18 protein-coding genes and 2 pseudogenes are annotated in these 26,936 nt (G+C 43.4%); 11 read left to right on the top strand and 9 right to left on the bottom strand.

The window, feature by feature from the left end; genetic code table 11:
* The 8 genes and pseudogenes from DW121_RS15655 to DW121_RS15420 form a co-directional block, all read left to right on the top strand.
* A pseudogene (locus tag DW121_RS15655) lies at nucleotides 1-1,369 on the top strand (hypothetical protein); the annotation flags it as partial.
* 18 nt (nucleotides 1,370-1,387) lie between these two features.
* The gene (locus DW121_RS15450) at nucleotides 1,388-2,215 is read left to right on the top strand and encodes a fimbrillin family protein (RefSeq protein ID WP_117711717.1); all 828 of its coding nucleotides are present in this window, start codon (nucleotides 1,388-1,390) and stop codon (nucleotides 2,213-2,215) included.
* Nucleotides 2,216-2,711: 496 nt separating this feature from the next.
* Nucleotides 2,712-3,788, top strand: coding sequence for a GDP-mannose 4,6-dehydratase (gmd, locus tag DW121_RS15445; RefSeq protein WP_117711718.1), 1,077 nt, complete (start codon nucleotides 2,712-2,714; stop codon nucleotides 3,786-3,788).
* 38 nt (nucleotides 3,789-3,826) lie between these two features.
* On the top strand, nucleotides 3,827-4,909 hold the full coding sequence (locus DW121_RS15440; RefSeq protein WP_117711719.1) for a GDP-L-fucose synthase family protein: 1,083 nt from the start codon (nucleotides 3,827-3,829) through the stop codon (nucleotides 4,907-4,909).
* Nucleotides 4,910-4,914: 5 nt separating this feature from the next.
* Complete coding sequence (locus tag DW121_RS15435) at nucleotides 4,915-7,323, top strand: TonB-dependent receptor (protein ID WP_118324480.1); 2,409 nt, start codon at nucleotides 4,915-4,917, stop codon at nucleotides 7,321-7,323.
* 94 nt (nucleotides 7,324-7,417) lie between these two features.
* Nucleotides 7,418-9,076, top strand: a complete 1,659-nt coding sequence (locus tag DW121_RS15430) for a long-chain fatty acid--CoA ligase (RefSeq protein ID WP_117711721.1) — start codon at nucleotides 7,418-7,420, stop codon at nucleotides 9,074-9,076.
* A gap of 23 nt (nucleotides 9,077-9,099) precedes the next feature.
* Nucleotides 9,100-10,653 carry a sulfatase gene (locus DW121_RS15425; protein ID WP_118324478.1) on the top strand — a complete coding sequence of 518 codons (1,554 nt, stop codon included), beginning with the start codon at nucleotides 9,100-9,102 and terminating at the stop codon, nucleotides 10,651-10,653.
* A gap of 6 nt (nucleotides 10,654-10,659) precedes the next feature.
* A complete protein-coding gene (locus DW121_RS15420) occupies nucleotides 10,660-11,829 on the top strand; it encodes an LA_2272 family surface repeat-containing protein (RefSeq protein WP_118324475.1) in 1,170 nt (389 codons plus the stop codon).
* Here DW121_RS15420 and DW121_RS15415 read toward each other — a convergent pair.
* Nucleotides 11,826-13,820 carry a fructose-1,6-bisphosphatase gene (locus DW121_RS15415; RefSeq protein WP_117711724.1) on the bottom strand — a complete coding sequence of 665 codons (1,995 nt, stop codon included), beginning with the start codon at nucleotides 13,818-13,820 and terminating at the stop codon, nucleotides 11,826-11,828. The genes DW121_RS15420 and DW121_RS15415 overlap by 4 nt on opposite strands.
* 68 nt (nucleotides 13,821-13,888) lie before the next feature.
* On the bottom strand, nucleotides 13,889-15,553 hold the full coding sequence (locus DW121_RS15410; RefSeq protein ID WP_117711725.1) for a putative transporter: 1,665 nt from the start codon (nucleotides 15,551-15,553) through the stop codon (nucleotides 13,889-13,891).
* 205 nt (nucleotides 15,554-15,758) lie between these two features.
* Between DW121_RS15410 and DW121_RS15405 the strand changes: the two genes are divergently transcribed.
* Both DW121_RS15405 and xyn10D/fae1 read left to right on the top strand, forming a co-directional pair.
* Entirely contained in the window at nucleotides 15,759-16,751 is a 993-nt protein-coding gene (locus DW121_RS15405) for a Gfo/Idh/MocA family protein (RefSeq protein WP_117711726.1), read from the top strand.
* Between the two features lie 131 nt (nucleotides 16,752-16,882).
* A complete protein-coding gene (gene xyn10D/fae1 / locus DW121_RS15400; RefSeq protein WP_118324473.1) occupies nucleotides 16,883-19,033 on the top strand; it encodes a bifunctional endo-1,4-beta-xylanase/feruloyl esterase in 2,151 nt (716 codons plus the stop codon).
* A gap of 92 nt (nucleotides 19,034-19,125) precedes the next feature.
* On the opposite strand, the pseudogene DW121_RS15395 reads toward xyn10D/fae1, so the two are convergent.
* Nucleotides 19,126-19,218, bottom strand: a pseudogene (locus tag DW121_RS15395) (transposase); the annotation flags it as partial.
* Between the two features lie 577 nt (nucleotides 19,219-19,795).
* Here DW121_RS15395 and DW121_RS15390 point away from each other — a divergent pair.
* The gene (locus DW121_RS15390) at nucleotides 19,796-21,187 is read left to right on the top strand and encodes an integrase (protein WP_118324470.1); all 1,392 of its coding nucleotides are present in this window, start codon (nucleotides 19,796-19,798) and stop codon (nucleotides 21,185-21,187) included.
* An 80-nt stretch (nucleotides 21,188-21,267) separates the two neighbouring features.
* Here the strand turns inward: DW121_RS15390 and DW121_RS15385 are convergent, their stop codons facing one another.
* The 6 genes from DW121_RS15385 to DW121_RS15360 all read right to left on the bottom strand — a co-directional run bounded on the left by DW121_RS15385 (nucleotide 21,268) and on the right by DW121_RS15360 (nucleotide 26,723).
* Nucleotides 21,268-22,362 carry a competence protein CoiA family protein gene (locus DW121_RS15385; protein ID WP_118324468.1) on the bottom strand — a complete coding sequence of 365 codons (1,095 nt, stop codon included), beginning with the start codon at nucleotides 22,360-22,362 and terminating at the stop codon, nucleotides 21,268-21,270.
* A gap of 37 nt (nucleotides 22,363-22,399) precedes the next feature.
* A complete protein-coding gene (locus tag DW121_RS15380; protein ID WP_118046800.1) occupies nucleotides 22,400-22,654 on the bottom strand; it encodes a hypothetical protein in 255 nt (84 codons plus the stop codon).
* Between the two features lie 213 nt (nucleotides 22,655-22,867).
* Nucleotides 22,868-23,281 (bottom strand): hypothetical protein, encoded by a 414-nt coding sequence (locus tag DW121_RS15375; protein WP_118324466.1) that lies wholly within the window; start codon nucleotides 23,279-23,281, stop codon nucleotides 22,868-22,870.
* 83 nt (nucleotides 23,282-23,364) lie between these two features.
* A complete protein-coding gene (locus tag DW121_RS15370; protein ID WP_118324464.1) occupies nucleotides 23,365-24,165 on the bottom strand; it encodes a hypothetical protein in 801 nt (266 codons plus the stop codon).
* A 148-nt stretch (nucleotides 24,166-24,313) separates the two neighbouring features.
* The gene (locus DW121_RS15365; protein WP_118324462.1) at nucleotides 24,314-26,191 is read right to left on the bottom strand and encodes a hypothetical protein; all 1,878 of its coding nucleotides are present in this window, start codon (nucleotides 26,189-26,191) and stop codon (nucleotides 24,314-24,316) included.
* A gap of 10 nt (nucleotides 26,192-26,201) precedes the next feature.
* The gene (locus DW121_RS15360; protein WP_118324459.1) at nucleotides 26,202-26,723 is read right to left on the bottom strand and encodes a type II toxin-antitoxin system antitoxin SocA domain-containing protein; all 522 of its coding nucleotides are present in this window, start codon (nucleotides 26,721-26,723) and stop codon (nucleotides 26,202-26,204) included.
* Between the last annotated feature and the right edge of the window lie 213 nt (nucleotides 26,724-26,936).

The following is a 26,936-nucleotide window of genomic DNA, read 5'->3' as shown; positions in this document are numbered from 1 at the left end:
CATCGCAGTAGATGCAGACATGGCATGGGATGCACAGGAAAAGCCCAAACCTACCCCTGTACCTAATCAGTACGACTATTATATATCCACCGCCGAAGACCTCGCCATTTTCCGTGATCTGGTGAATAATGGCAAAGCCACAGATAAGAAAGCCATACAAATAGCCGACATCAACTTGCAAGACCTCAAAAACACCACCAACTATGCCGATGACGCTACCGACTGGACTCCGATAGGCAAAGACAGGGCTTTTACCGGAACCTACAACGGGAACGGTTACACCATAAGGAATTTGAAGATAACCGCCCACAATAGTCAGGGATACCCCACCGGTCTCTTCAGTAAAAGCAGTGGCACTCTGGTGGGCATACACCTGAGAAATGTAGATATAGACCTAAAAAGGGACATTGAATCTGCAGGAGCATTAGTGGGACAAGCCCTCGGAGGAAACATAACAGCCTGTTCTGCCATCGGAGATATGTGGATAATTTATTGCGATAAATATAATTACAATACACCTCCTTCAACAGGCGGATTAATAGGAAAAGCAAGCAATACCTACATATCTTTCTGTCGCTCTGATATTACAATAGGAGAAGGCGGCATTCTCATCACCAGTAACAGTCCTACGTTTTACTCCTGTTATGTAGGAGGATTCATAGGAGATATATCCGGATGTAACATCGCATCCTGCCGTTCTTCAGGTGACATAAGGTTGGAAACAATCAATGCAGCCAGCACTCATAATATCAGGATAGGAGGATTCGTTGCCAGCGATGACGGCAGTAGTTTCGACGAAATTCTCGGTTCTTATTCTACGGGAAGAATATATATCACTTTCACAGGGAGTTCCAGTACGGCGGACTCAAGAGAATTGTTTGCAGGCGGTTTTATAGGCTATGCCGGCTCTTCTACCTTTAAATGTGCATCATGCTATACCTATACGGAGATTAATCTCACACATCCTACTCTGAAGAACGGTATTAGGATGAACAATTTCTATTTTAGCGGTTTTGCCGGCAATGCACTGTCTTGTACACTACAAAACTGTTACGGAGATAGCCGCACTATACCCAACTGGAATGACTGGGGAAATGTTTTTGTCTATAACATTTTCGCACCCAGTGGCGGTACTCGTGATAATTGCCATACTTACGGTTCAACGAGCAACGTAATGACGATTATGAAAACCTATATTCAATCAACCAACACATTCAAGTTCATAAAGTATGATCCCTCTACCAATTCATATTTTATAGATGATACAGGCAAGCAGTGGCTATCCTCCACATACTGGGCAGATGCTACGTCCGCTGACGACAATAAGTATCCCAGAATAAACTACAGTAAATTGAACATTACCCCCTAACCTGAAAACAGCATAACAATGAAAAAGTATCTCTTACACACCCTGTACAGTACGCTCAGCATATGCAGCCTGAGCCTATTAGTACTCTGTGCTGCCTGCACGGAACAAGACGGGCTGCCCTCTGCCGACCCGCAGCCACTTACCCTCGCCATAAGCGAGACCGTCCCCTTTGTGGAAGTAACAGGAAATTCCAACACCCGCATCGCAGATTCGGGCACAACCTTGACATGGGAGAACGGCGACAAGATATATCTTGCCGCAACAATCACCCTAAACGGAACCACCACGTATGCCTACTCCACCGCCACATACACCATCAGCGGCAGTACCGGCACTTGGAGCGACCCCGACCCGGCACTCTCCGTCCCGTCAGGCGCCACCGTCAAGATAGAAGCCATCTATACCAACGGCACCCTGTCCGGCAATATCATGACCCTTACCGAAAAGAACATCGTAATGAAAGCAACCTCCACAAACATTACAATTACAGCTTCTACCGCCGCCATTCCGCTAAAATTCAAAAGCGAACTGGTGCGGTTGGATATAACCGGAATAAGCAACACCAACACCGCTTTGGCCAATATTGATATTCCCCAAAGCATAGACACACAGCCTGCCAACGGCAGTTTCAGCATCACCCACGCCATTGTTGGATCTGCCAAGGAATTGACTACTAACGAAGTATATTATGTATTTCCCGGAAGCATAACTTTTATGGCCAAAAATCCCCCAAAGCTGGTACAGATCCTTTACTCCGACGTCGTCGCCAACCAGTCCTATCCCATCGATATGGGCCCCGACAGCGGTACCATACGTCCCGACGGCGAGCCTTTTGTAAAGCCATAGGATATTGAAAAACAGAATCATAAAAAAAGCCTCGTTTGAAAAAACGAGGCTTTATATTTATAAAGAAGCAAATTCTATAAAGAGCCGAACCATCTCTTACCTTTAGGGGTGGCGATGTACAGCAAGAATCCGCCGCATCCCACAGCTACACCTATCAATTTCATATGCAAAGAAAGCAATCTTACTTTAATTTTGCATCATCATTCCATGACTAAAATAAAGACTCCTTTACTTCATAGATTCTAACTTTTATGCTATCTTTGGACACCCAATGCGTTCATTATTCGGTAAGCCGTTTTTATCTTCCCTTTAGATATAAGAGTGTTGAATTTTAATTTATGCCAAGAGAGTAGATTCTTCGCTACGCTCTGGATGACAGATGATATAAGCTAACTATACCTATTCACTTATTTAATTCAGTAGTTATATTTTGCCGTCTCGCAAAAAATAACGAATTTTGCTCGTTCAAAACAACGGTCATAAAAACTAAAGATAAATGAAGAAAGCTCTAATCTCCGGAATCACCGGACAGGACGGTTCGTTCCTTGCAGAATTCCTATTACAAAAAGGATATGAAGTGCACGGCATCATGCGCCGTTCCTCATCTTTCAACACCGGACGCATCGAACATCTGTACTTCGACGAATGGGTGCGCGACATGAAACAGAAACGTACCATCAACCTGCACTACGGAGACATGACGGACAGCAGCTCGCTCATCCGCATCATCCAACAAGTGCAACCGGACGAAATATATAACCTTGCCGCACAAAGCCACGTAAAAGTGTCCTTTGACGTGCCCGAATATACAGCCGAAACAGACGCCGTGGGCACACTGCGTATGCTTGAAGCCGTACGCATCCTCGGACTGGAAAAAAAGACAAAGATATATCAGGCATCTACCTCCGAACTGTTCGGCAAAGTGCAGGAAGTGCCCCAAAAAGAAACTACTCCCTTCTACCCGCGCAGCCCCTACGGCGTAGCCAAGCAATATGGTTTCTGGATTACGAAGAACTACCGCGAAAGCTACGGTATGTTTGCCGTAAACGGCATTCTCTTCAACCACGAAAGCGAACGGCGCGGAGAAACTTTCGTGACCCGGAAAATCACACTGGCCGCCGCACGCATAGCACAAGGTTTTCAGGACAAGCTCTATCTGGGAAACCTCGACGCACGCCGTGACTGGGGATATGCCCGCGACTATGTAGAATGTATGTGGCTCATCCTGCAACATGACACCCCGGAGGACTTCGTGATTGCCACCGGAGAGATGCACACCGTACGAGAATTCGCCACACTCGCCTTCAAGGAAGTAGGCATACAACTGCGTTGGGAGGGTACCGGCATTGACGAAAAAGGTATCGACACCCGCACCGGAAAGGTACTGGTGGAGGTAGACCCCAAATACTTCCGCCCCTCCGAAGTAGAGCAACTACTGGGCGACCCCACCAAAGCCAAAACATTGTTGGGCTGGAATCCCCGGCAGACCGGCTTTGAAGAGTTGGTGCGCATCATGGCGGAACATGACATGAAGTTCGTACACAAACTGCATTTAAGAAGCAAAGAGATTTGAATAAATAAACGAAGAACAAACCATTCGCAGTCATCACAATGATAAACAAGAACGCAAAAATATACATCGCAGGCCACCGCGGATTGGTAGGCTCTGCCATCTGGAAAAACCTGCAAGAGAAAGGATATACCAACCTCATAGGCAAAACCCATAATGAACTCGACCTCTTGGACGGAGTAGCCGTCCGCCGTTTCTTCGATGAAGAACAACCGGAATATGTGTTCCTCGCCGCTGCCTTCGTAGGAGGCATCATGGCAAACAGCATCTACCGCGCCGACTTCATCTACAAGAATCTGCAAATACAGCAAAACGTCATCGGCGAGAGCTTCCGCCACAACGTGAAGAAACTGCTCTTCTTGGGCAGCACCTGCATCTACCCGCGTGATGCCGAACAACCGATGAAAGAAGATGTACTCCTCACCTCTCCGTTGGAATACACCAACGAACCGTATGCCATCGCCAAGATTGCCGGACTGAAAATGTGTGAGAGCTTCAACCTGCAATATGGTACGAACTACATCGCCGTTATGCCCACCAACCTCTACGGTCCCAACGACAACTTCGATTTGGAACGCAGCCACGTGCTCCCCGCCATGATTCGAAAGATACACCTCGCCCACTGCCTGCAACAGGGCGACTGGGACGCCGTACGCCGCGACATGGACCAACGTCCCGTGGAAGGCGTCAACGGCAGCAACAGCAACGAAGAGATACTGGGCATACTCGCCAAATACGGCATCAATGAAGAAGAAGTGAAACTCTGGGGCACGGGAACACCGCTGCGCGAATTCCTCTGGAGTGAAGAAATGGCGGATGCCAGCGTGTTCGTCATGGAGCACGTAGACTTTAAAGATACCTACAAATGCGGCGACAAGGACATCCGCAACTGCCACATCAACATTGGCACGGGCAAGGAAATCACCATCCGCCGACTTGCCGAACTGATTGTGGACACAGTGGGCTACCGCGGAAAACTGACTTTCGACAGTAGCAAACCCGACGGAACCATGCGCAAACTCACCGACCCCGGCAAGCTGCACGCACTGGGCTGGCAGCATAAGATTGACATTGAGGAAGGTGTGGAACGGATGTACCGCTGGTACTTGGGCAACGACAAGTAAACGATATGGGAATAGCACTCCGCCACATCGGTAGCGTAGTATGGCTGATACTTCTCTTGTATATCGCCCCGGTAGTGGTTACAGCCGCTACCGTAACCTACCCTGTGCGGGGAAAAGTCATTGACAGGAACTCCCGGAAACCCGTTGCCTACGCCAATGTGATGGTAGCGGGCATTCCCGGCAAGGGGGCTTCCACCGACTCACTCGGCATATTCCGCATCGAACAAGTTCCTCCGGGAATATACCGCTTTGAAGCCACGTGCATAGGCTATGTCACCTCATCTACCCCGGAATATATAGTCTCCGCCTCCACCCCGCTCATCGAGATAGAGATGGAAGAAGACGCCAACCTGCTGGCAGCGGTAGTCGTAACGCCTTCCCCCTTCCGGCGAAGCATAGAAAGCCCCGTAAGTATGCGCGTCATCGGCCTGCAGGAAATTGAGAAAAGCCCCGGAGCCAACCGGGACGTTTCCCGCATTGTACGCGCCTATCCGGGAGTGTCATTCTCACCCGTCGGCTATCGCAACGACCTGATTGTACGGGGCGGCGCACCCTCCGAGAACCGTTTCTACATGGACGGCATCGAGATTCCCAACATCAACCATTTCGCCACGCAAGGAGCATCGGGAGGTCCGGTGAGTATCGTCAATGCCGACCTCGTACGGGAGATTACATTCTATACAGGTGCATTCCCCACGAACCGCTCCGGAGCGTTGAGCTCGGTTCTCGACTTCCGCCTGCGTGACGGCAACCCCGACAAACAGACTTTCAAAGCAACCCTCGGAGCATCCGAAGTATCCCTGAGCGGAAGCGGGCATTTCAATGACCGCACCACTTATCTCTTCTCCGTACGGCAATCGTACCTGCAACTGCTATTCAAAGTCTTGGGACTGCCTTTCCTGCCCAACTTCATAGACGGACAGTTCAAAATCAAAACCAAACTGACTGAACATGACGAACTGACCGTACTCGCCCTGACAGGCATCGACAAAATGAAACTGAATACGGATGAAAAAGGAGAAGATGCCGAATACCTGCTAAGCTACCTGCCCGCCATCCATCAGGAAACATTCACCGTAGGAGCCGCGTACAGGCACTACGCCGGAAAACATGTACAGTCCGTAACCCTCAGCCATAACTATCTGAACAACCGTAACCTGAAATACCGCAACAACGACGATTCCTCCGAGGACAACCTCACTCTGCGCCTCCGTTCGGTAGAACAGAAAACCACCGCCCTGTTCGAGAACCAAACCCGCCTCGGACAATGGACTCTGAAAGAGGGTGCGGAACTCACTAACTCCATCTATACCAACAACTCCCGGCAACTACTGTACAAGGGTAACTCCGGCAACCCGTTCTCACTATACGAAACCTCGCTCAACATCATCGGTTGGGGAGCTTTCTTCTCGTCCGGCTACTCCACCCGCGACAATCGTTTCACCCTCTCCGCCGGCATCCGCATGGATGGCAACAACTACAACCGCAGCATGAAACAATTGTGGAAACAACTGTCTCCCCGTCTCTCCGCCTCCTACAAACTGTCGGAGCAATGGATTCTGAACGGCAGCGCCGGACTTTATCACCAGTTGCCGCCCTACACGGCACTGGGCTACAAGAATAACGAAGGGGTTTACCTCAACAAAGCACTGAAATATATGCAGGTAACAGAGGGCAGCATCGGAATAGACTGGCATCTGCACGACCGTATTATGGTTTCAGCCGAAGGCTTCTTCAAGCGTTACAACCGTATCCCCCTCTCCCTGCAAGACAATATCCCGCTTGCCTGCAAAGGCAATGACTACGGAGTGGTGGGTAATGAATTGCTTGCTTCTACCGCCGATGGCATGGCATATGGACTGGAAACCATGTTCAGGTGGCAGGTATCCGGCAGATTCAATTTGGTATCTTCCTTCACCCTCTATAAAAGCGAGTACCGCAACCATTCCGGAGATAAGTACATTCCGTCCGCATGGGACAACCGTTTCATCCTCAATATGAGCGGCACGTACAACCTGCCCAAACGTTGGAGCATAGGCGGCAAACTGAGCTACATAGGCGGTGCGCCCTACACCCCCTACGATGAAGAGAAATCATCGCTCGTGGAAGCATGGAACGCCAAAGGACAACCTTACTACGACTACTCACTCTACAATACCGGGCGACTGCCCGATTTCGCCCAACTGGACATACGTGCAGACAAATCGTTCTACCTCCGCCGTTGCATGGTGGGAATCTATCTGGATTTGCAAAATGTGACCGGAAGCAAACTGAAGCAACCGGATGTCATAATGAGCACAGGAGTCATTGAAAATCCCTCCGCACCCGCATCCGAACAACGCTATAAGATGAAATACCTCAAACAGGAAAGCGGAACCCTGCTGCCCACTCTGGGTATCACCGTAGAGTTTTAGAAAGTCCGCCGAGGTACTATTTTCCCCTAAAAGTTTGCATTCTCTATATAAACCCTTATATTTGCACAATTTTCAACTAAATGTGCAATATATAATGGAACAAAGTTTTATCGCCTATATAGAGAATAGTATCAAAGAAAACTGGGACTTGGACGCCCTGACCGATTATAAGGGAGCGACCCTGCAATACAAAGATGTAGCCCGCAAAATAGAAAAACTGCATATCATTTTTGAAGCGAGCGGCATCAAGAAAGGCGATAAAATCGCTGTCTGCGGACGTAACAGCTCACACTGGGGAGTAACCTTCCTCGCTACGCTGACATATGGCGCAGTCATTGTGCCCATCCTCCATGAGTTCAAAGCGGACAATGTGCACAACATCGTCAACCATTCCGAAGCCAAGCTTCTTTTCGTGGGCGACCAAGTGTGGGAAAACCTCAATGAAAGCGCCATGCCGCTATTGGAAGGCATCTTCATGATGACGGATTTCACCCTGTTGGTATCACGCAACGAACGGGTCACTTACGCCCGAGAGCACCTCAACGAGATGTTCGGCAAGAAATTCCCCAAGAACTTCCGCAAGGAACACATCGATTATCACAAAGACCTGCCCGAAGAACTGGCGGTCATCAACTATACCTCAGGTACAACCAGCTACTCGAAAGGCGTAATGCTGCCCTATCGCAGCTTGTGGTCCAATACCAAGTTCGCCTTTGAAGTGTTGCCGCTGAAAGCCGGAGACAAACTGGTATGTATGCTGCCAATGGCGCATATGTACGGACTGGCTTTTGAATTCCTGTATGAATTTTCCGTAGGCTGCCACATCTATTACCTCACCCGTATGCCGAGCCCGAAGATTATCTTCCAAGCCTTTGCCGACGTAAAGCCCAACCTCATTGTAGCCGTGCCGCTCATCATCGAAAAAATTATCAAGAAGAGCGTATTGCCCAAACTGGAAACGCCTACCATGAAACTGTTGCTGAAAGTGCCCATTATCAACGACAAGATAAAGGCCACCGTACGCGAACAAATGATACAGGCTTTCGGCGGTAATTTTGCAGCGGTAATTGTAGGCGGTGCAGCCTTCAACCAAGAAGTAGAACAATTCCTGCGTATGATAGACTTCCCCTACACCGTAGGATACGGTATGACGGAATGCGGCCCTATCATCTGTTATGAAGACTGGACACGCTTCAAACCCGGCTCTTGCGGTAAAGCCGCCCCGCGTATGGAAGTGAAGATTCTTTCTCCCGACCCGGAGAATATCCCCGGTGAGATTGTTTGCCGCGGTCCAAACGTCATGCTGGGCTACTACAAGAATGCGGAGGCCACCGAAGAGGTGGTGGACAAAGACGGCTGGCTGCATACCGGCGACCTCGCCCTTATGGATGCCCAAGGCAATGTCACCATCAAAGGACGCAGCAAGAATATGCTCCTTGGCCCAAGCGGACAGAACATCTACCCCGAAGAGATAGAAGACAAGCTGAACAACCTGCCGTACGTATCTGAAAGCATCATCGTACAGCAAAACGAAAAACTTGTAGGATTGGTATATCCCGACTTTGACGACGCCTTTGCCCACGGTCTCACCAATGACGACATAGAACGTGTCATGGAAGAGAATCGTGTAGCCCTGAATGCTGAACTCCCTGCCTACTGTCAGGTTTCAAAGATGAAGATATATCCTGAAGAATTTGAAAAAACGCCTAAGAAATCCATCAAACGCTTCTTGTATCAGGAAGCAAAAGGATAAGAAGAAACATATCTAACCTCTCAATGAAAAACGAATTATTATTATCTGCCGCGCTACTTCCGTTATGTGGAATGGCAGGAGAAGCAAAAGCAATGCCGCCAAGCGAAGTAGCACCCGTTGCGGAGAAACGTCCCAATATCATTTTATTTTTAGTGGATGATATGGGTTGGCAGGATACTTCCCTGCCTTTCTGGACACAGCGTACCCGCTACAACGATACGTATCATACGCCTAATATGGAGCGTTTGGCAACTCAGGGTAAAATGTTTACGCAAGCCTATGCTTGCAGTGTCAGCTCACCCACACGCGTCAGCCTGTTTACGGGAATGAACGCTGCACGCCACCGGGTGACAAGCTGGACATTGCGCAAGAACACCACTCACGAAAAGCCGGACTCGGTTCTGAGTTACCCCGAATGGAACGTCAACGGCATCTGTCAAGAACCCGGCGTGGAGCGTACCACACATATCACCTCACTGGCACAAGTGCTAAAGGACAACGGCTACCACACCATACATTGCGGCAAAGCGCACTTCGGCGCTAACGATACTCCCGGGGCCGATCCTCTGAAAATGGGTTTCGACGTAAACATAGCCGGTCATGCGGCTGGCTCTCCCGCCAGCTACTACGGCATGAATAACTTCGGAAACAAACCCGGAGGAAAGAGTCCGCTGGCAGCTGTACCCGGACTGGAGAAGTATCATGGAAAGAATATCTTCCTCTCCGAAGCCCTCACCATAGAAGCCGGGAAAGCACTGGATGATGCACTGGAAACGGACAAGCCTTTCTTCCTTTATATGGCGCATTATGCCATCCATACACCGATTCAGCCCGATATGCGTTTCTATCAGAAGTATCTGGACAAAGGACTTCCCCCGGTAGAAGCCGCGTATGCCACCCTGATTGAAGGCATGGACAAGAGTCTCGGCGACATAATGGATTATCTGGACAAAAACAACCTGACCGACAACACCGTCCTTCTGTTCATGTCCGACAACGGCGGATTGGCCGCACACACTCGTGCCGGACAGCTGCACGTGCAGAACTACCCGCTCAACAGCGGAAAAGGTTCAGCCTACGAGGGCGGAGTGCGTGAACCGATGATTGTGCGTTGGCCCGGTGTAGTAGCCGCCAAAACCAAATGCGACCACTATCTGATGATAGAGGACTTCTTCCCTACCATTCTCGAAATAGCCGGGGTGAAGGATTACAATACCGTACAGCAACGCGACGGCATCAGCTTTCTGCCCCTACTTACCGGCAAAGGTAAAATACCCTCCCGTGACATCTACTGGCACTATCCGCATAGCTGGGGTCCTTCCGGACCCGGCATAGGCGCTACCTGCTCCATCCGATCCGGAGAATGGAAACTGGTGTACTACTTCGGAAGCGGCAAGCACGAATTGTTCAATATCCCGGCCGACATCAGCGAAAAGCATGATGTAGCCGCCAAGAACCCGAAACTCGTAAAGAAGCTATCCAAAAAATTAAGTAACTACCTACGGTCAGTGGATGCACAGCGTCCTACACTGCACACTACCGGACAGCTGGCTCCATGGCCGGATGAAATGCTATAAAGAATTATGAAACGTATATTTTCACTCATTTGCCTGTCCCTGCTTTCAGCCGGGACAGTTCATGCCCAAGTAAACAAGCAACAACCCATCCGTAAAGAAAAAACAGGCATCAACCTTTCTCTTTGGAGAAATATTGCCACACAACGTACGGACACTGTTGGAAGTACTTTCTTCAATCTCGGTATCTTTTCCGCCATGAACTGCCTGAACGGTTTGGGAGTAAATGCCTTGGGAGCTGTTGTAGGCAGAGATATGAACGGAGTACAATTCTCCGGTATATCCAATATGGTGGGTGGAAGTATGCGGGGCGTACAGGTAGCGGGTATAACCAATATCAATGGGAGCAATCTCAGCGGTTTGTCCGTTTCCGGTCTGGTGGGCATTACCGGCAGTTATGCGCAGGGAGTGGTTCTCTCCGGTCTGGCGAACATTACAGGGGATAACAGCAATGGCGTCATCATGGGCGGCTTACTGAATATTACGGGTGAAAAAAGCGCCGGTGTACAGCTTGCAGGACTTGCCAACATTTCGGGCGGCGACTTCGCAGGTGTCACTGCATCCGGACTGCTGAATGTGGTAGGCGGCGATATGAAAGGAATACAGATTTCCGGTTTAGGAAATATCACAGGAAGCACGTCCGTCGGTGTGCAACTCGCTCCCTTTAATGTGGCTGTCCATGCCAAAGGTCTTCAGATAGGTTTGGTGAACTATTACAAGGATAAGCTGGACGGTTTCCAGTTGGGACTGGTGAATGCCAATCCGAACACAAAGGTGCAGATGATGATTTTTGGCGGTAACACCACAAAACTGAATATGGCAGCCCGCTTCAAAAACGAATTGTTCTACACCATTCTTGGAGGGGGTACACATTACCTCGGTTTCAGCGATAAGTTCTCCGGCGCACTGTTCTACCGTGCAGGTTTGGAATTGCCTGTATACAAACAACTGTTCATCAGCGGTGATTTAGGCTACCAACATGTGGAAACTTTCAAAAACAAAGACTACGGCTTCCCTGCCCGCCTCTATTCCCTCCAAACCCGCATCAACCTTGAATACCGCCTGCCCAAACACTTGGGAGTATTCGTTACAGGCGGTTATGGTTGGGATAGGTATTACAACAGGAACGCCAATTTTGACAAAGGTGCCATTATAGAGGGCGGTGTGGTATTGTTTTAAAGGATTTCTTTTTCCTTGATAAATCCTGTCCGATATGCTACAAGCAACTTCTTCAGGTCTTGGATTTGCGTAATAAGCTGTTTGCCCTTATCCGTATCTTTCACCATCATACGCTGCGAGTTGAACTCAATGACGAATGTTGTAGATTTGATGTCTTGTCCCTCCTCAATCGCCTTCTGACGGCTTTGGAAAGGGTCGTGCTGCACTAACTGCATACCGTGTGAGTGGTACACCAATGTATATCCGGCAATACCTGTTTCGGGCTGATAAGCTTTGGAGAAACCACCGTCAATCACCAGCAATTTGCCGTCCGCTTTTATAGGACGCTCGCCTTTGATGATTTTCACAGGTACATGCCCGTTGATGATGTGTGAATGAGGACCCGGTTCTACCCCGAATTCAGTCAGAATATTATCGCAAATATCGGCACGGTTGCGGAGCGTGTAGTAATAGCCCTTACTCTCTTTGTGCAAAGCCTTGTCCGCAATGAAGTATCGCTCAAAAGTCGCCATCTTGTCTTTGTCGAAAGACGGTGCATCCGGCCCGCACCACATATACCACATATAGTCCAATGCAAAATTCTTTTCTTTGGAACCGTCCTCATCAAAGTAAGCGGTACGGATAAGCTGGTCGGTCTTTTGCAGTAACTTATGTCCCCAATACTCTTTCTTACCGATACGTACATGCTTGAAACTTCCGTCCTCATTCAAAGGTACAGACGCATGGTACAACAAATTACTGTTGCACACCAAATACATACCGCCGTAGGTAAACAAGCAACGCATATGTTTCTTGAGTTTCTCGCTGTTCATGAACGAAGCATGAATCTTATCCACCAATTCCCGTTCTTCATCAGTCAGGCGATACGGGTCAGCCGGGTCGATGGTCGGGAAATTGCTGTCACGCAATTCATATTCTTTTCCTTCGTACACAAATACCCCCCGTTCAAAGTCTATCTTATGCAACAGCTTCCTACCCTCCATACCAAACTCCGGACGACGGTTGATAATCTCCGCCTCCAGTTTGAATTGGATAATCGTAATTGCTTTATGCATCTGTGTAATCAGGCGCAATGTCTTTTCATTGTAATTGGCATCGGCAAAGTTCATCTTCGGGGCAAAGATAGTGCAGGCGTCATCCGCATAAGTATCCATTGCAAATGTAGCCAACGGCAACAGGTTGATGCCGTATCCGTCTTCCAACGTTGCCAAGTTAGCATAGCGCATGGACATACGGATTACGTTCGCTATACAGGCATCATTGCCCGATGCGGCTCCCATCCACAGAATATCATGATTGCCCCACTGAATGTCGAAGTTATGGTAATCGCAAAGCGTATCCATGATGATGTGTGCGCCCGGGCCACGGTCATAGATGTCTCCCACAATGTGCAAGGAGTCAATCGTAAGCCGTTGGATAAGGTTACACATGGCTATGATAAAATCATCCGCACGCTTGGTCGAGATTATCGTACTGATAATGACATTGATATACGCATGCTTGTTAGGTTCCACACTGGACTCGTGCAGCAACTCCTGAATGATATACGAGAACTCTGCCGGCAACGCCTTGCGTACCTTCGAGCGTGTATATTTGGAAGATACGTTCTGGCACACTTTCACCAACTGGTTCAAAGTGATAAGATACCAATCGTCCAAATCGGTTTCCTGTTCCTTTATCAACTGCAACTTCTCCTCCGGGTAATAAATCAGCGTGCAGATTTCTTTTTTCTCACTCTCGCGCAGCGTATGGCCGAAGATTTCATTCACCTTCCGTTTTACTGCCCCCGAAGCGTTCTTCAATACGTGTTGAAAAGCTTCGTATTCTCCATGAATATCCGTAAGAAAATGTTCTGTACCCTTAGGCAAATTCAGAATAGCCTCCAGATTGATTATTTCCGTACTGGCATCGGCTATGGTAGGAAAACTGCGCGACAATAATTGCAAATAGCGCAAGTCACTGATTATACTTTCCGGAGTAATAGTTCCCATGACAAGATTTATGATTTTAGATTTATGATTTATATTCGGTTATCAGTAATTAATACTACATTTAATTCTCAACTCAACAAAAACATCAACAATACCTGCGCTATGATTACCCGCAAGAACATACACATCGGATATACCGTAGCATAAGCCACTGACGGATTGTCACCCGGAATAGTGTCGTTGGCATAATTCAGTGCCATCGGGTTTGCCATACTTCCGCACAACATACCTGCCATGGAACCGAAATCCACCTTCATCCATTTAAAGGCAATCACACCCATTATCAGCACCGGAATCACAGTCAGCGCAAAACCTGCAGCAATCCACAGCAAGCCTTCCGGACGGAACACCGTCTCGAAAAAGTGTGCCCCTGCATCCAGTCCCAGACAAGCGAGATAGAGCGACAACCCCAAGGCACGGAGCATCAGATTGGCGCTACGTGTAGTATAAGTCACCATATGCATCCTCGGCCCGAAAGTGCCTATCAGAATACCTACGATAATCGGGCCACCTGCCAATCCCAACTTCACCGGAGCACTGATGCCCGGCAGGGAAATGGGAATAGCCCCCAGAGCCAGTCCTAAAATGATACCTATAAATACAGCCACCAAATTGGGCTCTTTCAGACTTTTGATAGCATTTCCCAACACTTTTTCCACATTCTGTATGGCGGCAGCCTCACCCACCACTGTCAGGCGGTCGCCCAACTGCAAGGTCAGTTCCGCAGTGGCAAGCAACTGCACGCCGCTACGATACACACGACTGATATTAATGCCATAATGATTGCGCAAGTGCAGCGAACCCAGCTTCTTTCCATTCAGCTCGGGGCGCGTCACTACAATACGTTGTGAAATGAGTTGGCTGTCTATGGCATTCCAGTCAATGTCTTCCTTATTCCAATCGGTATGCTCTTGTTCACCGAACAGTACGGTCAATGCCGGAGCATACTTTTCCGAAGTCACCACCAATAAACGGTCTCCCTCTTTGATAATCTTCTCGGAGGTAGGAATACTTACGTTACCATCCCGCCACAAACGGGAAATAACGAACTTCGGATAGTTCAGCCCGCCTATCTCCTTGATGCTTTTATTGAAAATAGCCGGATTGTGTACTTGAAACGCTGCAATATAGGTTTTGTTCGCATCGTCTTTCTCTTTCAGTTCCAAATCTTCCTTGCAAACCAAAGCCTTGCGTATTACCAATACGGCAAGAATCACTCCCACCACACCCAATGGATACGCCACCGCACAACCCAGAGCCGGGGTGCTGGATTCCAGTCCCATTTGCTTCAATGTCTGTTGTGCCGCACCCAGAGCCGGTGTGTTGGTCGTAGCTCCACAAAGGATACCCACCATATTCGGTAACGGAATATTCAGTCCGTAGCTGCCCAACACCGTCATCAACGTGCCTATCAGCACCACACCCAGAGCCAACATATTCAGTTGCACGCCGCCTTTGCGGAAAGAACTGAAAAAGCCGGGCCCTACCTGCAGCCCCAACGCATACACAAATATCACCAGTCCGAAACTTTCCGCATAATTCAGCATCTGCGGATCAATGGACAATCCGAAATGTCCGGCAAGAATACCGGCAAAGAAAACAAACGTCACACCAAGGGAAATGCCGCAAATATGCACTTTCCCCAAGCCTAATCCGATAGCGGAAATCAACGAGAGTACCACCACTGCCTGCAGGGCGGAATGTTCGATAAACAAACTATATAGCCAGTCCAAAATGTTACAGTTTTATCTCTATATTTAGGAGTGCAAAGATAGGAAGTTCCGCGAAGCCTAAAAAAGATAAATGCAGGAAATTCGCACAAAGCCTGAAAAAACAATTGAATAATCTGATGAAAATCCATATCTTCGTACCTTTACCCCGAGAAAATAACGCAATCGTATATATTTAATATAAACTTTAATAACCGTTTCAAACAGTATGAATACAAAGAACCACACTGTAGGCATCCTCGGTTCCGGCTGGATTGCCGAAAAAATGGCAATCACTCTTGCAGGAATGAAGGGTTACGAATGTCTCGCCATCGCCTCCCGTACACAAGCGCACGCCGATAGCTTTGCCGCCAAGCACGGTATTGCCCGCGCTTATGGCTCTTACGAAGAACTGGTCAAGGACAATGACGTGGAACTGGTGTACATCGCCACTCCCCATGCCTTGCACTACGAACATGCACGTATCTGCATCGAACACAACAAACCCGTACTTTGCGAAAAGGCATTCACCGCCAATGCCCGCGAAGCCGAGACATTGCTGGAACTTGCCGAAAGTCGCAAGGTCTTCATCACCGAGGCCATTTGGACCCGTTATATGCCTCTGTCACTCAAAGTTATCGAATTGGTTCGGCAAGGTGTCATCGGACATCCCTATACACTGACTGCCAATCTATGTTACCCCGTTTCGGAAAAGGAACGGATGCAACGCCCCGAACTGGCAGGAGGCTCCTTACTCGATCTCGGCGTGTATGCACTGAACTTTGCCGCTATGATTTATGGAGACGAGATAGAACGTACCGTATCCGCCTGTACCAAGACCGACACGGGAATGGACGACCAAGAAAGCATCACACAGTTTTTCAGTAATCGCAGAATGGCGGTACTAAACAGTTCCATGTATCCGCGCAGCGATCGCAAGGGAATAATTTCGGGTGATAAAGGATATATCATTGTGGAAAATATCAACAATCCGGAAATAGCGCGTGTTTACGACTTGGATTACCGTCTGACCGCTGAATATCCTGCCCCTCCTCAGATTACAGGCTACGAATATCAAGTTATCGCCAGCTTCGAGGCTCTCGAACAAGGATTGCTGGAATCTCCTTATATGCCACATCGCGAAACCCTGCGTATCATGCGCATAATGGATGAGCTAAGGCGGGACTGGGGAGTGACATTTCCGAACGATGAAATTATCTAAATATACCGTTTTTCTTCATTTTTCTGAAATATGTATCATACAAAAAAGAATGTGTAACATAGATATAGTTACTTTTTGTACAAAAAGCATTCTTTTGTAATCGTAAAGTAAAACCTTTAATTTATTATTGTATGAAACATTTATTTAAATTTTCCCTCTGCGCATTGGCATTCGTCATGGGCGCAAGCAGCGGATTGGCACAAAACAATGAAACAGGACTAAAAGATGCTTACAAAGACTACTTCTCCATTGGTGTAGCAGTAAATATGCGCAACATCACAAATCCTGAACAGATTGCCATTATCAAAAAGGACTTCAACAGTATCACTGCGGAAAACGACATGAAACCGCAACCAACCGAACCGGCCTACGGACAGTTCAACTGGGAGAATGCCGACAAGATTGCCAACTTCTGCCGTAACAACGGAATCAAGCTCCGCGGACACTGCCTGATATGGCACGCCCAAATAGGCAAATGGATGTATCAGGACGAAAAAGGAAACCTCGTATCGAAAGAAAAATTGTTTCAGAACATGAAGCACCACATCACAGCCATCATGGAACGCTACAAAGACGTGATATATGCATGGGACGTAGTGAATGAAGCAATCTCCGACGGTGGCTGGCAAGGTGGACGGAGAGGTATGGGGCAGAAACCGAGCCCTTACCGCAATTCTCCCCTCTATCAGATAGCGGGTGACGAATTCATCAAAAAAGCCTTTATCTATGCTCGTGAAGCCGACCCCAACGCACTCCTTTTCTATAATGACTATAACGCCGCCGATCCGCAAAAGCGCGACCGCATTTATAACATGGTGAAATCTATGAAAGAAGAAGGTATCCCCATTGACGGTATCGGTATGCAGGGACATTACAACATCTACGGTCCGAGCATGGAAGACGTAGATGCCGCCCTGACAAAATACTCTACGATAGTAAAGCACATCCATATCACCGAACTGGATATCCGCGCCAACGAGGAAATGGGAGGACAACTCAATTTCAGCCGTGAGGCCGGCAATATCAGCCAAACGGTAAAAACACTTCAGGAAGACCAATATACACGTCTGTTCAAGGTTCTCCGTAAACATAAGGATGTGGTAGGCAACGTTACTTTTTGGAATCTATCCGACAAAGACTCATGGGTTGGTGTACGCAACTATCCGTTGCCCTACGACGAGAACTACAAGCCAAAGCGTGTGTACAACCTCATCAAGAATTTTGACCCTGCAGCCGACAATGCGGTAGTGAAAGAAGATTTTCGTCCATCCGTACTCAACCAACCGGGACAAGAATATCCTATGGTCAACTCTCAGGGATATGCCCGTTTCCGCGTAGTGGCTCCGGACGCCAAGTCAGTCATTGTCAGCCTCGGTTTGGGCGGTCGTGGAGGTACAGTTCTCCGCAAGGATAAAGACGGCGTATGGGTAGGTACTACCGAAGGACCTATGGACGAAGGATTCCACTATTACCACCTCGATATTGACGGTGGTGTGTTCAACGACCCGGGCGCAAAGAATTACTACGGTTCCTGCCGTTGGGAAAGCGGTATTGAAATTCCGGCTCACGATGCAGATTTCTATGCCATGAAGGAAGTGGCTCACGGTAACGTACAGCAAATCTATTTCTATTCCAAGAGCACCAATACCCACCGCCGCGCATTCGTCTACACTCCGCCCACTTACGGCAAAGACAAGAAGAAATATCCGGTTCTCTACTTGCAACATGGTTGGGGAGAAGATGAAACAGCTTGGTCCAATCAAGGACATGCCAATCTCATCATGGACAATCTGATTGCCGAAGGCAAGATAGAACCTTTCATCATTGTAATGACCTACGGCATGACGAACGATGTAAAGTTCGGACATATCAACGAGTTCACAGCCAAAGAATTTGAAACAGTGCTGGTAGACGAGCTGATACCTTACATTGACAGCAATTTCCGCACGCTGGCCGACAAGAAACATCGTGCTATGGCAGGACTTTCCATGGGCGGCTTCGAAACGAAACTGATTACTCTCCGTCGTCCTGAAGTATTCAATTACTATGGATTATTGAGTGGTGGTATCTATACTCCGAATGACATCAAAGACAAGAACCAAGTGGCAGGTATCTTCATCAGCTGCGGAAGCAAAGAAAATCCTACAGGTGTGACCAAAGCTGTAGAAGACCTAAAAGCTGCCGGCTTCAACGCCACCTCGTTCGTGTCTCCCGACACAGCACATGAATTTCTGACTTGGCGCAGAAGCTTGTACCATATGGCGCAATTGCTATTCAAGTAAAAGTATAAATGCAGCCCTGCCTATTTGGAGTAAGCAACGTACTGAAAGGGACTCGGCAGAGATTTAGTGGGAATAAACATGTATAATCAATTCTAAAAAAAGAACTTTTTGTCAGCCACTCCATGCAAATTGGCTCTGAACAATTTTATTTTAGCATTAAAAAACTCAGCGGCTGCATTTGAACATAAGCATTCAAATAGATACACATTGCGTACCTTGTTTTTGGGGTTGTAGTTTTGCGCCCTCAATAACAATCTCAAATCACTACTTGCGCAAGAAGTATTCAGTTGGCAAAAATCTGTTTTGATGTATATCATAATTCATTTTGATATACGTCAAAACAGATTATCATGTATATAAAAACAAGGAATATTCTTGGATTTCAGTTTACACTTGTACCCCTTCCACCCTTCCAAAACGTCCTATTTATAGGGGGATAGCGGGCGTAAAAGAAATGAAATAAAACTGTATTATTACATCAAACAAAATCCCCACGGACTTTCTACTGCTCCGTTAAGTTGAATATTTTTCACCCTCTAAAAACAATAAAAGGCAAGCAGTTTTATCGACTACTTGCCTTTTCGTTGTGATTCCGTTGCGATTGAAAATATAAAATACTGTAAAACTAATATACACATCATAATATTAATAATCAGACATATATAAAACATTATATAGCATACTATTGCATTATGTTGTACGATATTTGAACTGAGTTGTGCAAATTTAGTACATTTGCACAACCGACATAACAGAGAATATATGACCACAGTAAAAGCATTTATAAGAACCGGAAAGAAGGATAAAGAAGTAAACGTCAGATTTCGTTTATCAGACGGACGCAGCGTACAGTTATTCCATAAATCAGAGATTATGGTCTCTCCTATTCTTTGGGATGCCAAGACTGAAAAGTATAAAGCCAAAAGCATTATAAAGTTAGATGCAAGAACATCATTTAATACATCTATTGAGGAGCGGAAAAATCTCATTTTATCTATTTACGGAGGTAATAAAGAATTGACAAGTGAAAAACTGGAAATTCTGATAGACCAACATCTTCATCCGGAGAAATACAATATCAAGAATAAAGAAGAATCCATGTGCAGCATGTTTCAGCGTTATGTTGACGGATGGTTAAATACGGGTGTAATCGGTACTGGAAGAAAGAAACATTACGATGTAGTGATAAGGGAACTGACCCGATTCTTTATTGTCAATGGTATTAATGGATTGCCAATTAATGAATTCAAAAAAGAACATATTCTAAACTTTCGTGATTTCCTACGTAAAGAATATACTCTGGTTGAAAAATATCCTGAATTATATGCGGACATGAACAAACGAAACATACCTTCAAAGGAAAGAAGCCAAAATACAATTGCTGAGAAACTATTGTTATTACAAGCATTTATGATAGAACTTGAAAGCAATGATATTATTCCCGTATCTCCTTTCCGTAAAATAGGCAAAGAAAAAGAGTCTATTATGAAGCAACAATATGATGAACCTTTCTTTTTAACCAAAACAGAATTTAATGAAATTATTTGCAAAGAATGTCCTGAAGTATTGCAGCGAGTAAAAGACGTGTTCATAGTTCAATGTTGTTTCGGTTGCCGTATAGGTGATTTTAGGCGATTTACTTTTGATAATATAGGCGTTGAAGAAGGGATACCATTTATTCACTATCTACCTCAAAAAACGTATAGGGATGGATTGATACGTACAGAAATAAAAACTCCCATAATAAAAGTAGCCTATGACATTATAATGAAATATAAAGATACCTCAGCTAACAAAGCCTTACTCCCTTACTATCCTGAAGGAAATGGAGAAACTGGATATAACTACCAAATTAAAAAGTTACTTGAATTTTGTGGGATTAATAGGAAAGTTGCCATTTTTAATACCCAATTCGGAACAAACGAGTACAAACCTATATATGAGATTGCAAGCAGTAAACTTGCCCGTAAAACTCATGTGGATTTAATGAACAAGGTACAGATAGACAAATATGTAGCGGGTCTCCATGCTAAAGGTAGTGGAGCCGTAGATAGATATACCGGATTAGGAATAAAAGAGCGTTTTATTTTGATGTGTGCAGCTTTTGGATGTAATCAATATGGAGTTGACGATGATTTATCTATAATAGAATAGACCTACTTTGCTTTTCATGGTGTGTTTTAGATTGACACCGTCCCGTAGTTGAACCTACGGGGGATTTGAAACATTCTTAATTATTCATCTTTTTCCAAAATATCATAATCAACTCCATATTTATCCATCCCCTTCTCCCAAACATTATATGTAATATGCGGCAAATAATTGTGGTTCTCACTGATAACACTTTCATCAACCGTAAATTCATTACATCCTATAGCCTGATTAGATTTACAATATTTTTCAATTCCTTTCTTTTTATATAAACAACATAGCCTCTGATTATAGTAATTTTCTTTATAATATTTACATAAAAAACAATTCTTCACATTTTCATAATTCTTATATGCAATTGCCCAACCAAAGACAAAAGGGTTTATCCATGTAGTAGTATGATTCGTCAAATAATCGAATGTAATTTCAAATATAGCAGATGAATGTCTCTGAGTATATATTTTGCAATTACTACGATTACTCGGACAAAAGCCTTGCATAGAATCCAATAATACGAACTTATTAAGCATCAAACCTTCAGTTTCAGATATTCCACATTTACGTTTGAAATTATAAAAATTCACTCGTTCGTTCTCGGAAATTGTCCCACTTTGTATGATAGTATTCAACTCATATTCTGAATTTAGAACCACCTCAATAATACGTATCCCAGACACTAACTTTCCCTTTTCACACTGATGTGAAACTAAAATTTCGATGAAAACAGGTTCATGTTTATTCTCCGAATTGGTAAGAAGCAAATCTGCACGAAACCCCTTATATGTTTTTTCTCGAGTGATTACATTGTAATAATTCTTTAAGTTAAAAGATTGGCTCGATTCTTTCTCACAATAAGAAGAAAGGGTATTGTTATGGTTCCATAGACAATGTGCAAAATTAGGGCATCTATCTTTTGTTCTGAAAGAGATATTGAATGTCTCATCTGAATTAAACCACTCTTCAATTCTTTTCTTTGCAAGAGCATGAAGATAAGTTTCATAACTACAATCTTGTGGTCTTATCTTATGAGCATAATGCTTTACCTTAACAGAACCTTCTTTTACAATCATTTTCCCTTTGCAATGAGGACATAAATATTCTATTCCTTTCTGAGCATTTTCAATGTTAACGCAATTTTCATTATCATCAAGAGCATAGGTATATTTGAGTTCTGCCATAATATTAAAGATTTAACTAATCCTTCAACAAAATCTTTCAACCTATATAGCTGGGCTGTACCCCAAAGCAATACCAAAGCCAAAGAAGAATCCCGCCCAACCAAACAAAAACCACATCAATATGATACAGTTTCAATATCCGGCTAACCAATACGCCCAAAAGCTCTCCACAAAGTACATAGGCAGTAACCATAGTGACAAGCTGGTCGTTGGCAACCTTTATTAAAATCAAGGTTCCTATGACAGGAATAAGGGATGTGCAATTAATAAGGAGTTGTTGTTTGTCATTCATAATACAATACCTGAGATTAGGATACAAATATAAATATTATTTATATAAAAACCCCATATATAACGAAACACCTAACTAAATAGAGAAGAATTATTATTACAATAGGAAAAACAAAGAAAAAGGAGCGATTTACTCAACCGCTCCTCCAACAAATTCCTTCAACCGATAAAGTCGGATAATAACTGAAATACTTTGCAGTACAAAAAACAGCCATTAGTCTACCTTTACCTTATTTTTATGAGCTTGAGAGGTATCATACATTCGTTTGGTCTGAAATCCTTTTGTTATTTCTTCTTCAGAGGTAATCTCTTTCGATAAGACCCAAATAATCATGGGGCTTCCATCAACTTGGTCAATCCGATTGTAGACTTGCTCCAATTGCCAACCAAGTTTAGACATGAAGTTCATAGCTGAAACCATTGTGCGGAACTTTATCTCTTTCCCATTTTCATCTACGAACTTATTATCTTTCAAATCATCTTGTCCATAATCAATTCTTACACTTACAACACCCTTCTTTAGTGAATTTTCATCACCGATAAGATTGCAGTATGTCTTATACGGAGTTTGAGCAAACAATACAATCCCAACAAAAGAAAGGAAAGCAGCTAATAAAAATCTATTCATAGTATTATAAAATCAAAGTTACTCCACAAAAATACAAAACCAAGAGGTATTATCAAATAAAATATGCATAAAAAAGGAGCAGCTTATTCTGTCGCCCCTTCTATAAATTCAGTAATCCTTTTCGATATATCGTTGACTAAAATATCTGTTTTAACAATAAGAGATACAACGTTCCCTTTTGTCATATGAATCTCATCTCCTTTTTTTGTATGCCCAAATCTATGTACTATATCATTTCTTACCTCTATTTGCTTGTTTAAAATTTCCAAATTAACAGACATATCAAAAGCAACTGAAAATAAAGCTGCAACCTGTTTCGTATTGTGATAAATAACTTCCTTTGATTGCGCTATAAACATTTTTTCTTGCTCCAAATTATGCTTTCCTCTCAATATCTTTTTTATTTCTCTACTATATTCCAAATACTTTACATGGTTTGAGAGTACCTTTATATAAATATCATAGTTACTACAAACTTGCCCCATAAATGTATCAAAAAGAAAGTATTCTAAAGCACCAAAAACACTAACATATTGCTGCTGATAATATGTATTTTTTAAATTTTCAGGAACCTCAACTTCATTTATTAATTTTTCTATTAATTTAATATTTTGTTTATACTTATCACATGTAACCTCATGTTTTGTTTCAAACATGTAAATAAATCCATCTTCACCACCATAAAAAGTACACCCGCCTTTTATGTAATAGACAGTGAAAATAGAGCCATAGTCCTCTGTTATTTCTAATAGTCCGTTAGGTGGACATATAATTTCATCCACATTAGTCTTAAACATTTCATCTACACCCATCACTATATTTTGGGCATAAAAGATACCTTTCTTAACAAGTAAATTTCCATCAATATAAACTTTCCTATTCATAGAATTGCAGATCAACGTTATTTCACAAAAATACAGAGCAAGAAAAAAATCAAATAGAAACGGACAAAAAAGCCCCGACGGAAAACCGGTGCACGTCATAAATAAGTCTGAATTGTTACTGAAATATGAATATACCAATAAAGGCAGCTTATTGGGCTGCCTTTATTTGCTGTATTTCTAACTTCTCTTTATTATATAATGAATCTTTTGTTATAGATTCCGTTTTGCCTATTTTATCTATTACTGACCTACTTACACTTGATAATGTGAAAGCTAATATAGCATACATAACTATTAATATTATACCGGCTATAAAACGACCTGTTTTAAAATACTGCCACCAATTTATCCTTTGAATTAATAATGGCGAAATAAATAAATATAAAGATGCAAAAAGTAATAGTAATATCCCAAAGCCTATCGTGTTAGCTATTAATTGGTATAAATCCAACATTGTATTGTTTATGAAAATATTTACAATACCAAAAAGGAACGTAATAGCTGCTGTAAATATTGCTATTAAATCATAAGCTTTTTTATCTGATGTTTTAATATCATCTTTTATCTGAGTTATTTCTTTCCTTTCCATTGATAAATCGCAACGAAACCTCAAATACTCTTTAGTCCTATTAAATTGCTCTAACCGTTCTTTTAGTATATTATAGTTAATATATCTAGCATAAGCCGAAGGCACAAATAGTTTAATAGATTCATCACTTACACCATACATAGACTCCTCAAATGGTAATTGAAAAGGAAAAAACTGGTGAGATCGACTCCATTCATAAGATTCTTCGTATAAAACAATCACGCGGTTAAGTTCTTCCAACTTATCTTCTATAAGCCTATTATCAAAATCTTCTTGTTCTATGTGAAGTTCAATACATTTAGTAATAGCCTCTATAGCTTTCTCATATGGATGAAAATTTTTCACTCCAGTTTTTGCCTGTATATTCTCTATATGTCGAAGTTCTTCTTTTATTTGCTTTAGATTAGGATTGCATTTTTGTGTATAAAATGAAAAACGACAATTATGCAGGAAATTTAAAATAGAATTCAATGAGAATTTATTATATTCTTCTATTGAGTTACTAGGGTTTATAAACTCTTGTGAATTCCGTTTTATCTGATAAATATCAGAATATTTATTTAAAACAAAATCCATCTTAACAATATCAGACTTATCAGTAAGATTTTGTTTATAGTATTTCATTAACAAAACAAATGATTTCAGTTCAGGATTTGCTCCGTTAATATTATTCAAAAGTTCATTAGCTTTTAATTCTGAATCACATTCTTTTGTTACAAATCCGTCATAATATCCTATCTCTAATTCTTTAGGATTTATGCATACAGTATTTGATTCAAAATTAATATAAAAAGGAGTTTCTTTAATTTTGCATATTATGAAATGGCACTTGTGGAGCAATATTGCTAAAACAGTTCTTCTTTCCGAACTACCTTCAGAGATGTATTCCATTAATCTATTTCTACTTAAAAGTAGTTTATGGAATTCATCTTCACCAATAGGAAACCTATAATCAAATAAACATAGAGGAATTGTTATCTCTGGAAATAATTTAAGAATCTTATCAGTTGATTTAATGCTTTTCAGTTTATAGAAACCATATCTATATTTGTTTTCCTCAGTACTAAATTTGTTTTTCGATACAGTTACAAAATAATTATAATGTTGCAATGCATTATAGATAGAGTAATTTAAGTCTCTATATCGTGACAATAACTTGTCTACCTTTTCACTTCCCGACTCTGAAAGCGATGGAGGGGCATATTCCACTGTTGTCTTTTCCAAAAAGTTATTCAATACATCAAGAAAATTAGGGACATTAATATACTCCCCACAAATAATCGACTTGCTTAATAGTATAAAACATGTCTCAAAAAAACTATCAATCTGAGTATTCTTATTGAAAAAGACGACTTCTTCCTCACTACCGTTTGGAAGCCATGATTCTGGAAATTCTTCTATGAATTGATTATAACATTGCTCTAATATAGAACCCATCCTATTTTATTTATTCAAAGTATTTATTTCTATCGTTCCTAATCGATTCTACAGTCATTTTATAACTTGACATCTCCATTAACTTAGCGAAATTTATAGATTGCTTCCAACTTTCCCATTTATGTGTAATTTCCACCAAAGCAAAGGCATTCAATAATATAAGATGTTTGTTTTTTTCTTTCAAAGCATTAACAGCATCTTTTATAGAAATATAATCTTCTATTTTATAAGGTAACATTACATTTTCTTTTTTAGTAATTGACCTTTCTGTTACGATGTAGGATGGCAATTTTTTATCTTGAATAGCATTATATATATCACTCTCTACTGGACCGTATGGCAATGCATGAAAATTGTCAAAAACATCTAATAAATCCCTAGAGTCTTCTCTCTTAGGTACTGCAGCCAGAAATAGAAGTTTAAGCACGGATAACTTAGAACAGTTCTGAAAATTCATGGTTCCTTTACCCTCTTCTTTATACCATTGTTCAAAAAGAGACAACATATAATCAAAGGCAAATATTTTATTCATAATAAAGACTGTATTAAGTTTGTTATAGTAATGCTTTTACTATAGTTTTAGTTTGCAAATAAAGTAATTATTCTCTCTCATCCTATTTTTCGTTAACATTCTTAAGTAAATAGTAACATCACAATAGTTAATGTGCATACTTTGATCTACCACTGCCACAAATCATAACTCACCCCAGCTCCAACATAAAAACCACCCGGATATCCATACCCA

Source organism: Bacteroides sp. AM10-21B (assembly GCF_003472565.1).
GTDB classification, from domain to species: domain Bacteria; phylum Bacteroidota; class Bacteroidia; order Bacteroidales; family Bacteroidaceae; genus Bacteroides; species Bacteroides propionicigenes.
Note: the sequence above shows the minus strand (reverse complement) of the source record. Positions and strands in the feature narration are given on the sequence as shown.